13 protein-coding genes are annotated in these 14,849 nt (G+C 70.4%); 11 read left to right on the top strand and 2 right to left on the bottom strand.

What is annotated here, in order from left to right; translation table 11 throughout:
- Window positions 1-188: 188 nt before the first annotated feature.
- Both AB0L65_RS46575 and AB0L65_RS46570 read left to right on the top strand, forming a co-directional pair.
- Complete coding sequence (locus AB0L65_RS46575) at window positions 189-1,331, top strand: sensor histidine kinase (RefSeq protein ID WP_364260164.1); 1,143 nt, start codon at window positions 189-191, stop codon at window positions 1,329-1,331.
- Window positions 1,328-1,933: a response regulator transcription factor gene (locus AB0L65_RS46570; protein ID WP_364260161.1), complete on the top strand. Its 606-nt coding sequence runs from the start codon at window positions 1,328-1,330 to the stop codon at window positions 1,931-1,933. The genes AB0L65_RS46575 and AB0L65_RS46570 overlap by 4 nt, the downstream gene beginning before the upstream one ends.
- A gap of 9 nt (window positions 1,934-1,942) precedes the next feature.
- On the opposite strand, the gene AB0L65_RS46565 is transcribed toward AB0L65_RS46570, so the two are convergent.
- Together AB0L65_RS46565 and AB0L65_RS46560 are read right to left on the bottom strand one after the other, a co-directional pair.
- Window positions 1,943-3,220: an aminotransferase class V-fold PLP-dependent enzyme gene (locus tag AB0L65_RS46565; protein WP_364260158.1), complete on the bottom strand. Its 1,278-nt coding sequence runs from the start codon at window positions 3,218-3,220 to the stop codon at window positions 1,943-1,945.
- Window positions 3,221-3,384: 164 nt separating this feature from the next.
- Window positions 3,385-4,407, bottom strand: a complete 1,023-nt coding sequence (locus AB0L65_RS46560) for an EAL domain-containing protein (RefSeq protein ID WP_364260155.1) — start codon at window positions 4,405-4,407, stop codon at window positions 3,385-3,387.
- Between the two features lie 201 nt (window positions 4,408-4,608).
- Here AB0L65_RS46560 and AB0L65_RS46555 point away from each other — a divergent pair, with 201 nt between their 5' ends.
- From AB0L65_RS46555 to AB0L65_RS46515, 9 genes are all read left to right on the top strand, one after another.
- Window positions 4,609-5,265 (top strand): acVLRF1 family peptidyl-tRNA hydrolase, encoded by a 657-nt coding sequence (locus AB0L65_RS46555; RefSeq protein ID WP_364260152.1) that lies wholly within the window; start codon window positions 4,609-4,611, stop codon window positions 5,263-5,265.
- A 293-nt stretch (window positions 5,266-5,558) separates the two neighbouring features.
- On the top strand, window positions 5,559-6,578 hold the full coding sequence (locus AB0L65_RS46550; RefSeq protein ID WP_350735145.1) for a LacI family DNA-binding transcriptional regulator: 1,020 nt from the start codon (window positions 5,559-5,561) through the stop codon (window positions 6,576-6,578).
- A gap of 99 nt (window positions 6,579-6,677) precedes the next feature.
- Window positions 6,678-7,334 (top strand): DUF1961 family protein, encoded by a 657-nt coding sequence (locus AB0L65_RS46545; RefSeq protein ID WP_364260149.1) that lies wholly within the window; start codon window positions 6,678-6,680, stop codon window positions 7,332-7,334.
- Window positions 7,335-7,457: 123 nt separating this feature from the next.
- Window positions 7,458-8,087: a DUF624 domain-containing protein gene (locus tag AB0L65_RS46540; RefSeq protein ID WP_364260146.1), complete on the top strand. Its 630-nt coding sequence runs from the start codon at window positions 7,458-7,460 to the stop codon at window positions 8,085-8,087.
- 116 nt (window positions 8,088-8,203) lie between these two features.
- A complete protein-coding gene (locus tag AB0L65_RS46535; protein WP_364260143.1) occupies window positions 8,204-9,637 on the top strand; it encodes an extracellular solute-binding protein in 1,434 nt (477 codons plus the stop codon).
- 57 nt (window positions 9,638-9,694) lie between these two features.
- On the top strand, window positions 9,695-10,666 hold the full coding sequence (locus tag AB0L65_RS46530; protein ID WP_364260140.1) for an ABC transporter permease subunit: 972 nt from the start codon (window positions 9,695-9,697) through the stop codon (window positions 10,664-10,666).
- Window positions 10,667-10,678: 12 nt separating this feature from the next.
- Window positions 10,679-11,578 (top strand): carbohydrate ABC transporter permease, encoded by a 900-nt coding sequence (locus AB0L65_RS46525; RefSeq protein WP_350735155.1) that lies wholly within the window; start codon window positions 10,679-10,681, stop codon window positions 11,576-11,578.
- Window positions 11,575-12,195, top strand: coding sequence for a rhamnogalacturonan acetylesterase (locus AB0L65_RS46520; RefSeq protein ID WP_364260137.1), 621 nt, complete (start codon window positions 11,575-11,577; stop codon window positions 12,193-12,195). Before AB0L65_RS46525 ends, AB0L65_RS46520 begins: the two co-directional genes overlap by 4 nt.
- Window positions 12,192-14,774: a Tat pathway signal sequence domain protein gene (locus AB0L65_RS46515; RefSeq protein WP_364260134.1), complete on the top strand. Its 2,583-nt coding sequence runs from the start codon at window positions 12,192-12,194 to the stop codon at window positions 14,772-14,774. Before AB0L65_RS46520 ends, AB0L65_RS46515 begins: the two co-directional genes overlap by 4 nt.
- Window positions 14,775-14,849 lie beyond the last annotated feature (75 nt).

Raw genomic sequence — 14,849 nt, 5'->3', positions numbered from 1 at the left:
GTCGGATCTTCCTGCTTCACCGCCGACCGCCCGAGGTCTTACACCAGCTCCACAGGCGTTTCACCGCTCCGCCGGCCCGGCGGTGAGGATCCTGCGAATCGGGCGGGAGGCGGCTTGGTCATCGCCGCCTCACACACTGCAGCGGAACACGGGGCGGCGCGCCGTGTTTCCTCGTCCAAGGAGTCTCCATGAGCTTCGCCGAGCGGATCACCTTCGGGGACGCGGATGGCAAGCCGTCGCGCAAGCGGCGGCTGATCGGCATCTCCGTGGGTCTGGTCTACCTGGTCTTCCCCGTCAGCGACATCGTGGGGGGCAACCTGACGGGGGCCCGGGCCGTGTGGGCGGGGGTGCTGCTCGTCACGTTCGTCGCCTCCTTCCTCGCGACGGTGCTGATCAACAAGGGCATGTTCGACCACAGCCGCCTGACCTATCCGCTGCTCCTGGTGACCAGCGTGCTCGGCGTGGTGGGCGCCACCTCCTTCGGCGGCCCCTGGCTGAGCCTGCCGGTCTACACCGTCGTGCTGTACGGGTTCACGCTGCCGCCCCTGTGGGCCGTCGCGGCCGTGATCGCCCAGCTGGCCGTCGTCGTCGGCGCCGGCCTGGTCAACCACGACGACGCCGACACGATCATCGTGCTGGGCCTGCAGGTGCTGACGCTCGGCGTGCTGTTCATCAGCGTGCGCAACACCAGGGCCCTGACTGTCAAGCTGCGCCTGGCCCAGGACGAGGTGGCCCGGCTGGCGGCCACGGAGGAGCGGCTGCGCATCGCCCGCGACCTGCACGACCTGCTCGGGCACAGCCTGTCGCTGATCGTGCTCAAGAGCGAGCTGGCCGGACGGCTGTCCGAGGACTCGCCGCAGGCGCACAGGGAGATCACCGACATCGAGACCGTCGCCAGGAAGGCCCTGACCGAGGTGCGGGAGGCCGTCACCGGCTACCGCCAGCGCAGCCTGCCCGAGGAGCTCGACAACGCCAGGATCGTGTTACGCGCGGCGGGCGTGGCGGCCGAGGTGCGGGTCTCGGGGACGCCGCTGCCCGAGCTGCTCGACGGGCTGTTCGGCTGGTCCGTACGCGAGGGCGTCACCAACGTCGTGCGCCACGCGCGGGCCACCCGGTGCGAGATCAGGGTGACGTTCGAGGCCGGACACGCCACCCTGGAGATCATGGACAACGGAACGGGCGGCGACGGGCCGTACGCGATGGGCAGCGGGCTGAGCGGGCTCAACGAGCGGGTGGCGGGTGCGGGCGGCACGGTGGAGGCGGGCCCGGCGCGGGGCGGCGGCCATCACCTGCGGGTGCTGGTGCCGGTCGGGAAGGAGGCGTGCGCGTGATCCGCGTGATGCTGGCGGAGGACCAGGGCATGATACGCGGCGCGCTGGCATCCCTGCTGGGCCTGGAGCCCGACATCGAGGTGGCCGGCGAGGCCGCCGACGGGGAGGAGGCGGTGGCGGTCGCCGCCGAGGTCCGGCCCGACATCGCGCTGCTCGACATCGAGATGCCCGGCATGGACGGGCTCGCGGCCTGCGCGAGCATCACGCGGCAGGTGCCGGGGTGCCGGGTGATGATCCTGACCACGTTCGGGCGGCCCGGCTACCTGCGCACCGCCATGGAGGCCGGGGCCTCGGCGTTCCTGGTGAAGGACAGCCCGGCCAGGGAGCTGGCCGCGGCCATCCGGCGGGTGCACGCGGGGGAGCGGGTGATCGACCCCGGGCTCGCCGCGGCCGCCCTCAGCGCGGGGCCGAACCCGCTGTCGGCGCGGGAGCGGGACGTGCTGGAGGCGGCGGTGGACGGCTCCACGATCGGCGACATCGCCGGCAAGCTGCACCTGTCGGAGGGGACCGTGCGCAACTACCTGTCCTCGGCCATCCAGAAGACGCACGCCCGCAACCGCATCGAGGCGGTGCAGCGCGCCAAGGCCCAGGGCTGGCTCTGACTCCCGGGCTCAGCGGAGCCCGGCGACCGCCTTGACCGCCTGGTCCACCTGCTCGGGGGTGGTCACGATGCTGGTGCCGAAGCGCAGCAGCGGCGGGTCGTACGGCGTCACGCTCGCGATCACCTTGCCCGCGTGCAGCCGGTCGACGGCCTCCATCGGCGCCATCCCCTCGATCGAGCAGCACACGAGGCCCGCCGACAGCTCGGGCGCCCGCGGCGTGGCCAGCGTGACGTGCCGGATCGCGGCCAGGCCGTCCTTGAGCCTGGTGGCCAGCTCCTGCGTGCGCCGCCGCACCCGGTCCTTGCCGATCGCCGTCATGAACCCGAACGCCTGCGGCATCGCCCACCGGTGCTCGAACGCCTTGAAACCGCCCGGCGTGACCAGCTCCGCCGTGCTCGCCCCCGGGGCAGCGCCGCCCTGCCACGCCTGGAACGACGCTCCGCTGAAGCTGGCGATGATCGGGGAGACCGCGTCCCAGGCCCTGCCCCACACGATGCCGGTGCCGCGCGGCCCGAACAGCCACTTGTGCGTGCCGCTGGCCAGGAAGTCGCAGCCCAGGTCGCCGGGGCCGTCGGCCATCGCGCCGAACCCGTGCACGCCGTCCACGCACAGCAGCGCCCGGTCGTGCTCGGCGCGGCCCTTGTTCGCCTCGGCGAGCATGTCGGCGATGGCGCGGACGGGCACGCGCACGCCGGTGCTGGAATGCACCCAGGTGACCGCGACCACCCTGGTACGCGGGCCGAGCCCGGCCTTGATCGCCGCCACCATCCGGCCGGCGTCGGCGCGGGCGGGGTCGTCGTACAGCCTGACCTTGCGCACCTTCGCGCCCGTGCGCTCGGCCAGCAGCCGCAGCCCCTCGTGGGTGGCGAGGAAGTCGTGCTCGGTGGTCAGCACGTCCTGGCCGGGGCGCAGCCTGAGGCCGGAGTAGAGCAGGGCCAGGCCCATGGTGGTGCTGTCGGTCAGCGCGACCTCCCCCGCCCTGGCGCCCAGATAGCGGGCCGCGGCCTCGCGTACCGTCTGGTCGGGCGACTGCGCGCCGGGTGGCGTGTACTCGGGGTCGGCGTCCAGCGCGTCGCGGTGCTTGGCGATCGTCTCGCGGACCGGGGCCGGGGCGGGCGCCAGCACGAACGCCGCGAACTGCCCGTAGGCCGGGTCCAGCGCGAACTGGGCCCGCACGGACGCCCAGTCGCCGGGGTCGAACTTCGGCTTCACCGCAGGCGTGCTGGTCGTGCACCCGTTCGCCAGCCCCGCCAGCATCCCCGCCCCGAGCAGGGTTCTCCTGTCCATCCGCATGGCTACTTCCTATCCCGGTCGCGCGCCCGCGCCCAGGACCCCCACGCGAGTCGTTCGTCAACTCCTGCGCATGGCCTCCGCTTCGTGAAGGCGGGCTCGGTCGCCGGGGAGCCGCCGCCTTCCCTCGTCGCTCTGGTCGCTCCGCTCCCGCCGCTCCCTCACCTGATCGCGGCGACCTGCCTGATGAGGTCGGAGACGCGGACGATGCCGAGGCAGCGGTTCATCTCGTCGGTGACCACCAGGTCGTCATAGACGCGGGCCGAGTCCCGGCCCGCCGCCTGCATGGCCGCGATCGCCGGGGTCGTCCGCGGCACCGTGCGGGGTGGGTCGGCCAGCCGCTGCGCCGGCTTGGCGCCGTGCAGCGCGTGCCCGTACCGGGCCGCGAACGACAGCAGGAACCGGCTGCGGTCGAGGCTGCCCTTGGGCCGCTGGAACTCGTCCACCAGGATCACGCTGGTGATCGTCGGCTCGTGCCCGAACGCCTTGACCGCGTCCTCCGCCTTGGCCTCCACGGGCAGCGTCACCGCCGGGATCAGCAGCTCCTGGACGCGTGGGCCGAGCATGACGGAGACCGGCTCGTCGGTGACCGGGAGCGGCACCCGTACCTTGCCGTCGGGGCCGGGGGCCAGCAGCGGGCCGTGCGCCAGCCGCACGCCGAGGCCGCGGGCCACCGCGACCTGCGGCTCGCGTTCGACGCCGGGGGCGAGCACGTGGGCGCCGATGCCGCGGGCCAGCGTCACCACCGACCGCGCCACCGCGGTCGCGCGATGGTCCCCAGGGATGCGGGTGACCAGCTCGGGGTCGAGGGCCAGCAGGTACGGGCTCGTGTCGGCGACCAGGTCCAGGGCCGCGCCGCTCGTGCCGACGTCGGCGAAGCCAAGCAGGTAGCCGATCGTGCGCAGGCCGTCGAGCCCGACCTTGAGCAGCGGCCGGTCCTGTTCCTGGCACGGTCCAGTGAGCAGCAGGATCGCCTCGCGGGGATGCCTGCCGGCTCTTCGGAGCGCCTCGTGCAGGGGCGCCAGGGCACCCGCGCCCGCCAGGACGACCCTGACGGGCAGCTCCAGCACCATGGGCAGGGGAGCCGCCCTGAGCGTGCCCCCCTGTTCGACGATGGCGGGGTGCGCGATGACCGCCCCGGTGTCGAGGTCCACCATGGGGCTGTCGAGCAGGGAGGACGACACGTTCAGATGATTCCGCCGATAGCTGGAGCCACAGAAGGCCCACGAAACAGAATTTACCGACATTTACCCTTCAGTTCCCCACCGACCGAGAGGGAAAGATCTTTCGGTTTCCTTGGGGGCCGCTGATTCCCCCGCCGGTTGTGGGGGATGTCGTTCGGTTTGCAGGTTGTCCCGGCCGCGCGGTCGGTTAGCCTTCGGGGCATGAGCGCGCGTCCGGCGAGGGGTGGCGGCCGGTGGGTCACGGTGCCGCCGGAGCGCCTGCATCCGTGGATCGACGGGTTCGCGGGGCGTCACGGGCCCTTCACGGCGACCGGCGACGAACGGGTCGTGCGGCTGCTCGCCGACGACGGGGCCCTGGCCGAGCTGCACGTGCCGTTCCCGCCCATGACGCCGCCGGGGCCGCCGCACGTCACCCGGTTCGTCACGCACGCCCAGGCCGCGCGGCAGGTGGGGGTGTTCCTGGTGCGGCTCGGGGGCTACGCGGCGGGGGTCTTCTCCGGGGCGTCGCTGGTGGCCTCCAAGGTGGGGTCGCGGCTGGTGCAGGGGCGTACGGCGGCGGGCGGGTGGTCGCAGCAGCGCTTCGCCCGGCGGCGGCGCAACCAGGCGGCGCAGGCGTACGACGACGCGGTGGAGACGGCGGTACGGGTGCTGACGCCGTACCTGGGGGAGCTGGACGGGGTGGTGCTGGGCGGCGACCGCCGGGCCATGGACGCCCTGCGCGCCGACCGGCGGCTCGCGCCCCTGCTGGCTCTGGAGACCGAGCCGTTCCTGGTGGTGCCCGACCCCCGGCTGGCGGTGCTCCGGGACACCCCGGAGTCCTTCCGCGCGGCCCGCATCCGCATCGTCGATCCGTCCTGACCTCATCCCTTCACGCGGACCCGTGACCGGTTTGAGAGTTTGAGACGATTCAAAAGAATCTTGAATGCCGCTATGATGCGAGAGTTCGCGGAGGACCGTCATCGACGGTCCATCCGTTGTCCCTGCGCCCACGGCGTACCGCTTCCAGCGGATCGCCGCAGGTAGCGGTAGGGCGCATCCACGGTGGACCGCTTCAAAGCGGCCCGCCGCAGCACCTTCGGTGGACCGCGTCCAGTGGACCACCCCCAAGTAGCGGATTATGCATTTCAAGCAGCACGGCCTCGTGAGGATCGATGGCGACCAGGAACATCAAGGAGGTCGCGCAGCTGGCGCGCGTCTCGGTGGGCACGGTGAGCAATGTGCTCAACCGCCCGGAGATCGTGTCCCCCGCCACACGCGAACGCGTCTTCGAAGCGATCAAGAAACTGGGCTTCGTCCGCAATGAGGTGGCCCGCCACCTGCGGGTGGGCCGTAGCCGTACGGTCGGCCTCGTCGTGCTCGACGTCTCCAACCCGTTCTTCGTGGACGTGGCCCAGGGCGCCGAGTCGGTGGCCGACGACCACGACTCGATGGTGGTGCTCTGCAACAGCGCCGGCGACCCCGGTCGCGAGCGCCGCCACCTCGACCAGCTCGAACAGCAGCGCGTCATGGGCATACTGATCACCCCGGTGGAGATGGAGAGTCCCTGGCTGGAGGAGCTGGCCGCCCGCGGCACCCCCGTGGTGCTGGTCGACAGCCCCGCGACCGGCCTGCAGTGCTCGGTGGCGGTCGACGACCGGCTCGGCGGCCAGATCGCCGGCGCCCACCTGATCGAGCGGGGGCACCGGCGGATCATGTTCGTCGGCGGGCCGACGTCCATAAGACAGGTGGCCGACCGGCACGCGGGCATCAGCAGCGCCGTCGCCGCGGCCGACGGCGCGGTCGAGCTGCTGACCTCCACCGCCCCCACGCTGACCGTCGCGGAGGGCCGGGCCGTCGGGGAGCGCGTCGCGGCGCTGCCCGCCGACGAGCGGCCGACGGCGGCGTTCTGCGCGAACGACATGATGGCGCTGGGCTTCTTACAGGCGATGGCCACGCACGGACTGCGCGTGCCCGAGGACCTGGCCATCATCGGGTACGACGACATCGACTTCGCCGCGGCCGCCGCGGTGCCGCTGTCCTCGATCCGGCAGCCCCGTGAGCTGCTCGGACGTACGGCGATCGACCTGCTGCTCGAAGAGGTCGCCGACCCGGAGCAGCACCGGCACCGGCAGGTCATCTTCCAGCCCGACCTGGTGATCCGGGAGTCGAGCGCGTTCGATCGGCGCTCCTGACCCCGGCGCGTCCATGAACCGTTTCATAGCCGGCCGCCGCCGGCTCCGTTCGGCGTGCGCACGTTCCCGGCGAGCCGAGCGACCCTTGAAGGAGCCCCCTTGACCGAGCTCTACAGCAACCCCCTGGCCACCCCCGATGACCTGGCAGGATTCCGCCTGGAGGGGGACGGCGCCACCTCGTTCCCCCAGGGACGCCTGCGCCTGGAGAGCCTCAGGCCGCCCTCGGACGGCCAGGCGGCCAACCTGGTGCTCTGGTGTCCCGAGGAGTTCCCCGCCGACGTGCGGATCGAATGGAACTTCTGGCCCGTCCGCGAACCCGGCCTGGCCATCATGTTCTTCCATGCCCGCGGCAGGAACGGCGCGGACCTGTTCGACCCGGGCCTGGCCACCCGCACCGGCCCGTACGACCAGTACCACCATGGCGACATCGACGCCTACCACGTCTCCTATTTCCGCCGGATGTGGGCCTCCGAACGCGCCCTGCACACCTGCAACCTGCGCAAGAGCCACGGGTTCCACCTGGTCGCGCAGGGTCCCGACCCGCTGCCCGCGGTGCTGGACGCCGAGGGCCCGTACGCGATGCGCCTCGAGGTCGAGGCCGGGACGGTCACGTTCTCGGTCAACGATTTGGTCTCGTTCCGCTGGGCCGACGACGGCTCGATCGGCGGTCCCGCCCTGGCCGGAGGCAAGGTCGGGTTCCGGCAGATGGCCCCGCTGATCGGAGAGTACGCAAATCTCCGGGTATCTCGTCATTGACTTTGAGTCGATTCAACACTAATTTCGCACCAACCGCCGTTCACTGGCTTGTAACGGGGCAGGAATCGCGGTGCAACAACCCCACCCCCGAATCCGTGCACATGCCACGAGAGGTGGTGCCGGATGAACCATCCCGCCATGTCTATCAGGCTTCAAGCTGCCTGCTCAGAGCTCATCTGGGCGGTCCAGCTCAACCTGATGTGGATCGTCTTCACGCTCGCTGGAGGCGTGATCGGCGGGCTCGGGCCCGCCACTGTCGCCGCGTACACGCTGGCTCGGCGGCGGACTCGTAATGAATCGTTTCATGGCTGGGCCGAATTCTGGACCGTCTACCGACGGGAGTTCGTCCGGGCCTCGCTGCTGGTCCTGCCCGTGGCGGCGCTGGCCACCGTCCTGGTCGGCAACTATCTTTACCTCTCCGCTCTCGGGCCCAGCATGGGAGCGTTGCGGATCGCGACCTTCGTGGCGCTCATCGCACTCGCCGGTGTGGGGGCGTACGTGGGACCGCTGTACGCGCACTACGATCTGCCGCTGCGGGCCTACTGGCCCAAGGCGGCGCAGCTAGCGCTCCTGCGCCCGGCCTCGTCCGTGCTGTTGCTGCTAGCGCTATCAGCCATCGCCTACGCGACCTCGGCGGCGCCCATCCTCGCGCCGGTGATCAGCTTCGGCGCGTGGATCTATCTCAACACGTGGCTCTGCCAGCGCTTCTTCGCGGAGAACGAGGCGCATCTGCATTCGAAAGGGAACTCATGAGCGCATCCCGTCGTCGCCGGCTTCTGGCCGGTGTGTTAACGCTCACGGCTGCACTCACCGCCTCGGCCTGCTCAGGCGGTGACGCGCCCGCCAGCGATCCGAACACGCTGACCATCATGACCAAGCTGTTCGGCGCCGCGCCCGACCCCAAGGGCGAGATGCAGCAGGCGGTCGAGAAGTTCCTCGGCAAGAAGCTCAAGATCAACTGGGTTCCCAACGCCGAGTATGCCGACAAGGTCAACGTCACGCTGGCTTCGGGCAACGTGCCGCAGCTCCTTGTCGTGGACCCGCACGGTCCGGCGTTCGTCAAGGCCGCACAGGCTGGGGCGTTCTGGGACCTGACCGACAAGCTGGACAAGTACCCGAACTTGAAGCCGACGGACGCGCGCCGCGTGCTCAACGCCTCCATCAACGGCAAGTCCTACTCGATCCCCCGGATGCGGCCCATGCTGCGCTCGGCGGTCATGATCCGTAAGGACTGGCTGGAGAAGCTCGACCTGAAGCTGCCCGAGACCGTCGACGACCTCTACACCATCGCCAAGGCGTTCACCGAGAAGGACCCCGACGGCAACGGCAAGAAGGACACCTACGGCCTGATCATCCCGAAGTGGCCGGGCAAGTACGCCAGCTCCAGCCCCTATGACACGCTCGAGACCTGGTTCGGCGCCCCGAACGAGTGGGGCGAGCGCGACGGCAAGCTGGTCCCCGGCTTCGACACCCCCGAGTTCCTCGAGGCCAACAAGTTCCTGAAGAAGATGATCGACGAGGGCCTGGTCAACCCGGACTTCGCCAGCTACGACACGGCCAAGTGGGACGATCCGTTCTTCCAGGGCAAGGGCGGCATCATCATCGACGTCAACGTCCGCTCCAGGGCGCTGCTCGACAAGTTCAGGGACGACGGCGACAAGGACTACGGCGACAAGGTCGCCATGGTCGGCAACCTCAAGCGCGCCGACGGCAAGAAGTTCTCCCTGCCGTTCACCGGCTACAACGACGCCATCGCGATCTCCAAGCAGAGCGTGCGGACCGACCAGGACCTCGACAACGTGCTGAAGGTCCTGGACAAGCTGGGGTCGAAGGAGGGCCAGGTCCTGGTCCAGAACGGCATCGAGGGGCGCAACTTCAAGGCCGAGGGCGACACCGCCGCGCTGATCAACGAGACCGACCCCGCGGTCAGGGTCGTCCAGGACAACGTCGACCAGGCCTTCACCCAGCTCGGCTTCCAGGGCGACACGACGTACGGCGGCCTCGCCTACGCGCGCACGCCGTCCGGCCAGCCGTACAAGGACATCATCAAGCTGGGCCTCGACCTGATGAACGAGGACCTCAAGACGGCCGTGTTCAACCCGGCGCTGCCCGTGGTCTCACCCACCAAGGTCGCCAAGGGCGCGCAGCTCGACGACATCATCCCCGACGCCCGGATCAAGTACCTCTCCGGTGAGATGACCGAGGAGCAGTTGAAGGGCGAGATCAAGCGCTGGTACGACGCCGGCGGCACGCAGGTCGCCACCGAGATCAACGACCTGGTCTCCAAGCTCGGCACCAACTGATCCGCCTGAGGGGCCCGGGCCGCCGTGCCCGGGCCCCTCACATGAAAGGAGGCCGCTGTGGCCACCGACCTGGCGCCGCCTCCCGCGAGGGCGGCGAGCAAGCCCGGCCGACGCCGGAGGCCGGGATTGGGCGCCGCCCTGGCGCGCTATCGCTGGCTCTACCTGATGCTCCTTCCGGGCGTCGTCTACTTCGCGCTCTTCAAGTACCTGCCGATGTACGGCATCACCATCGCCTTCCAGGACTTCCTGCCGTTCCTCGGCTACTCCGGCAGCCCCTGGGTGGGCTTCCAGCACTTCCAGGATCTGTTCACCGGGCCGGACTTCGGCCGGCTGATGTTCAACACGCTGTTCCTGGCGCTCCTGACCGTGGTCTTCATCTTCCCCGCGCCGATCATCGTCGCGCTGCTGCTGAACGAGCTGCGGATCAACGTGCTCAAGCGTTGGGTCCAGTCGGTGATGTACATCCCGCACTTCCTGTCCTGGACGATCGTCGCGTCGCTGACGTATCTGCTGTTCTCCGCGGATTACGGGGTGCTCTCCGGATGGATCCGCGACATACTCGGCGACACCGCGAAGATCGACTATGTGGCGCAGGAGGAGTGGTTCCGGCCGCTGATCATCCTGCAGCAGATGTGGAAGCTGACCGGCTGGGGCACGATCATCTACCTGGCCGCGCTGGCCGGTGTGGACCCGCAGTTGTACGAGGCGGCACGCATGGACGGCGCCGGCCGCTTCCGCCAGCTCTGGCACGTCACGCTGCCCGCGATCCGCCCGACGATCGTCGTCATGGCCATCCTCACCTCGGGCAACCTGCTCGACACGGGCTTCGAGCAGATCTGGCTCATGACCACCTCGCTGAACCGCTCTGTGGCGGACGTGTTCGACACCTACGTCTACTACACCGGTATCACCCAGGGCGCCATCAGCTACTCCACCGCCGTCGGCCTGTTCAAGGGCGTCGTCGGCTGCATCCTGATCTTCGGCTCCAACTGGCTGGCCAAGCGCCTCGGCCAGCGTGGACTGCTCTAGGGGGCCCTGGATATGAACAGCATGAAGCACAAGAAGCTGAACACCGAGTACAGCACCGTGGCCAGCCGGGTGTTCGACGTGATCAACGTCGCCGTGCTCGTCGGCCTGGCGCTGGTCACGGTGCTGCCGCTGCTGTACGTGCTGGCGGGGTCCTTCGCGAGCGAGTCGGAGATCGCCGCGCGGCCGTTCTTCCTGTGGCCGGAGAAGTTCATCACGGACACGTACACGTTCATCTTCTCCACCCCCACCTTCGTCCGCGCCCTGCTCACGACCATCGTCGTGACGGCGGTCGGCACGGTGGTGCAGCTGGTGCTGACGTTCACCATGGCGTATCCGCTGGCCAAGCGGTACCTGCCGGGCCGGACGCTGGTGCTCAACCTGGTGATCTTCACGCTGGTCTTCTCCGGCGGCATGATCCCCACCTACCTGGTGGTGCGCGACATGGGGCTGCTGGACAGCTACTGGGCGCTGATCCTGCCGCTGGCGATCAACCCGTTCTATCTGATCATCGTGAAGAGCTTCTTCCAGGAGCTGCCGCAGGCGCTGGAGGAGGCGGCGCGCATCGACGGCTGCAACGAGATGGGCGTCTTCTTCAAGATCGTTCTGCCGCTGTCGAAGCCGATCATCGCGACGTTCGCGCTGTTCTACGCGGTGAGCATCTGGAACGACTACATGTCGCCGCTGCTGTACATCAGCGACCCCAGCAAATGGACGCTGCAGATCCTGGTGCGCCAGCTGACCAGCGCCGACCAGGCCGACGCGCTGGCGAACATGGACAGGACGTTCGTGCCGCCGGAGCAGGGCCTGAAGTTCGCGGTCGTGGTGATCGCGACGCTGCCGATCCTGCTCTTCTACCCGTTCCTGCAGAAGCACTTCGCGAAGGGCGTTCTGATCGGGGGCGTCAAGGAGTGAGCCGCGCCATCCTCCTGGCCGGTGACTCGACGGTCGCCTCGTGCCCGGCCTGGGAGGCGCCCATGTCCGGGTGGGGGGCGCAGCTCGGCGCGTACGCGGGCGAGCCCGTGCGCAACTTCGCCAAGGGCGGCGCCACCACGGCCGGTCACCGGGCCGAAGGGCTGTGGGCGGCGCTGCTGCGCGAGGCCGTGCCCGGAGACGTGGTCGTGATCCAGTTCGGGCACAACGACCAGAAGGATCCCGCGATCCCGTACCAGGACAACCTGCGCGCCTTCGTCGAGGAGGCGCGCGGGGCGGGAGCGTCGGCGGTGCTGTGCACGCCGGTGCAGCGGCGCCGGTTCGACGGAGATCGGCTGGTGCCCACGCACGGCGACTACCCCGACCAGGTGCGGGCGCTGGCCGCCGCCGGGGGCGTGCCGCTGATCGACCTGACCGCCGCCACCACCGAGCTGTACGAACGGCTCGGCCCCGACGGCTCCAGGAGCCTGTTCACGCACTTCAAGCCGGGGGAGCACCCGCTCTACCCCGACGGGGTGGCCGACGACACCCACTTCAGCTTCCGCGGCGCCGACGAGGTGGCCGCGATCGTCGCCGAACGACTGAAGGAGATCCGATGACGGCACTTCGCTGGCTGGACCGACCGGGGGAACAGGGGGTGACCTGGGGGGTTCCGTGGCCGCGCGGCGCGGTCGAGCGGGATGCGCCGTTCGCGCTGGCCGACCCGGAGGGCCGCGAGGTGCCCGTGCAGAGCTGGGTGACCGCCACCTGGCCCGACGGCTCGGTCAAGTGGTCGGCCCACGCGATCGGCGCGCGGCCCGCGGCGCTGTCGTACCGGATCGAGGCCGGACGCGAGCCCGCCGCGGCCGCCACGCCCGTCACCGTGGCCCGCCGGGACGGCGTGCTGACCGTGAGCACCGGCGTGGTCACCTGGACGATCGAGGAGTCCGGCGGCACGCTGGCCCGCTCGATCTCGCGCGGGAGCCGCGAGATCGCCAGGGACGTGCGCCTGGTCAGCCTCCGCCAGAGCGAGCCCACGCCGGACGACGGCGGTGCGGTGGCCCGTTCGCGGGCCACGGGGCAGGTCGAGACGGTCACGGTCGAGCAGGACGGGCCCGTGCGCGCGGTCGTCCGGCTGGAGGGCCGGCACGGCGACTGGCTGCCGTTCACCGTGCGCCTGTACTTCCACGCGGGCGCCGAGCAGGTGCGGATCATGCACACGTTCGTCTGGGACGGCGACCCCGAGCGCGACTTCCTGGCCGGGCTCGGGCTGAGCGCCGACGTGGTCATGCGGGACGAGCCGCACGACCGGCACGTGCGCCTGGCCGGCAGCGGCGGCTTCCTCACCGAGGCCGTGCGCGGGCTGACCGGCCTGCGCCGCGACCCCGGCGAGTCCGTACGGCGGGCGCAGGTCGAGGGCCGGCCGGTCGGCGAGATCGCCCCCGAGGTCGCCAACCGGTTGCACCTCATCCCCACCTGGAACGACTACACCCTCGACCAGGGCTCCGCCGACGGCTTCACGCTGCGCAAGCGCACCGCCGAGGGCCACTCCTGGGTGACGATCCCCTCCGGCACCCGCTCGGCCGGCTACGGCTACGTCGGCGGCGCCGGCGGCGGCCTCGGCTTCGGGCTGCGCGACTTCTGGCGCCTGCACCCCACCCGCCTCGACGTCAGGAACGCGGCCACCGACCTGGCCACCGTGACCGCCTGGCTGTGGTCGCCGTCCGCGCCCGCCATGGACCTGCGCTTCTACCACGACGGCATGGGCCAGGACACCTTCGCCGAGCAGCTCGAGGGCCTGGAGGTCACCTATGAGGACTACGAGCCCGGCTTCGGCGACGCCCACGGCGTGGCGCGCACGCACGAGCTGACCCTGCGCGCCTACGAGGCCACGCCGTCCGCGCAGGACCTGTCCCGGCACGCGACCGCGATGAACCAGCCGGGGCTGCTGGCCGTGTCGCCCGAGCGGATGCGCGAGGCGGGCGTCTTCGGCGTCTGGGAGCTGCCCGACCGCTCGACGCCGGCCCACGCCGAGATCGAGGACCGGCTGGACTTCCTGTTCGACCTGTACGTGCGCGAGCGCGAGCAGCGCAGGTGGTACGGGTTCTGGGACTACGGCGACGTCATGCACACCTACGACCCGGACCGCCACACCTGGCGCTACGACGTGGGCGGCTACGCCTGGGACAACTCCGAGCTCTCGCCCGACCTGTGGCTGTGGCTGCAGTATCTGCGCACCGGCCGGCCGGACGTCTTCCGCTTCGCCGAGTCGATGACCCGCCACACCGGCGAGGTGGACGTCTACCACGCGGGCCGCTGGAAGGGCCTGGGCAGCAGGCACAACGTGCAGCACTGGGGGTGCAGCTGCAAGCAGCTGCGCATCTCCAACGCCGCCTACCGCCGCTTCTACTACTACCTGACCGCCGACGAGCGCACGGGCGACCTGATGGACGAGCTGAGCGTCCCCGAGGAGACGTTCACCGTCATCGACCCCCAGCGCAAGGTGCGCGAGGACGTCTACACGCCGGACCCGTCGGCGCTGTCGGTCGGCCTGGGCACCGACTGGGGATCGCTCGCGGCCGCGTGGCTGACCCGGTGGGAGCGCTATGGCGACGAGCGGGCCAGAGACCGGTTGCTGGGCACGATGGCCGACATCGGCGCGCTGCCGAACGGCTTCCTGACCGGCGAGGCCCGGCTGGACCTGGCGACCGGTCGGTTCGACACCTCCCGGGACAAGATCTCCGTCTCGCACCTGTCGTCGCTGTTCGGGCTGCCGGAGATGTGCGCCGAGCTGATCGGGCTGGACCTGGACGTGCCCGGGTTCGAGCAGGCGTGGCTGCAGTACTGCCGCCTCTACCTCGCGCCGCCCGAGCAGCAGGAGGCGGAGGTGGGGGAGCGGCTGAGCGGGATCTCGCTGATCCAGGCGCACAGCAGGCTCACCGCGTACGCGGCCGCCCGCACGGGCGACGCCGGCCTGGCCGCCTGGGCGTGGCGCAAGTTCTCCCTGGACGAGGGGGACCAGCTCAACAGCAACCCGATGCAGCGGGAGAAGGACTGGCGCCTGAACCTGGTGGACGGGCCGCACGTGCTGTCCCCGGTGCACGAGGCGGCCTTCGTCAGCACCAACGGCGCCGCCCAGTACGGACTGGCCGCCATCCACAACCTCGCCCTGATCGGAGCGCAGCTGAAGGAGTCATAACCGTACCGTATGACGTACGGTACGCTGTACGGAGCCCGGAAATGTCGGGGCGGCGCTGTACGCTGTCCCGGCTTT

This window comes from Nonomuraea sp. NPDC052116, assembly GCF_040680035.1.
Taxonomy (GTDB): domain Bacteria; phylum Actinomycetota; class Actinomycetes; order Streptosporangiales; family Streptosporangiaceae; genus Nonomuraea; species Nonomuraea angiospora_A.
The sequence above is the reverse complement of the archived record's forward strand: the minus strand, read 5'-3'. Positions and strand labels throughout refer to the sequence as shown.

Bases quoted from the DNA above. Each gene is read 5' to 3' on its own strand.
- AB0L65_RS46575 (WP_364260164.1), top strand. From the start codon at position 189: ATGAGCTTCGCCGAGCGGATCACCTTCGGGGACGCGGATGGCAAGCCG.
- AB0L65_RS46565 (WP_364260158.1), bottom strand. From the start codon at position 3,220: ATGGACAGGAGAACCCTGCTCGGGGCGGGGATGCTGGCGGGGCTGGCG.
- AB0L65_RS46555 (WP_364260152.1), top strand. From the start codon at position 4,609: ATGAGCGCGCGTCCGGCGAGGGGTGGCGGCCGGTGGGTCACGGTGCCG.
- AB0L65_RS46550 (WP_350735145.1), top strand. From the start codon at position 5,559: ATGGCGACCAGGAACATCAAGGAGGTCGCGCAGCTGGCGCGCGTCTCG.
- AB0L65_RS46540 (WP_364260146.1), top strand. From the start codon at position 7,458: ATGAACCATCCCGCCATGTCTATCAGGCTTCAAGCTGCCTGCTCAGAG.
- AB0L65_RS46535 (WP_364260143.1), top strand. From the start codon at position 8,204: ATGACCAAGCTGTTCGGCGCCGCGCCCGACCCCAAGGGCGAGATGCAG.
- AB0L65_RS46525 (WP_350735155.1), top strand. From the start codon at position 10,679: ATGAACAGCATGAAGCACAAGAAGCTGAACACCGAGTACAGCACCGTG.
- AB0L65_RS46515 (WP_364260134.1), top strand. From the start codon at position 12,192: ATGACGGCACTTCGCTGGCTGGACCGACCGGGGGAACAGGGGGTGACC.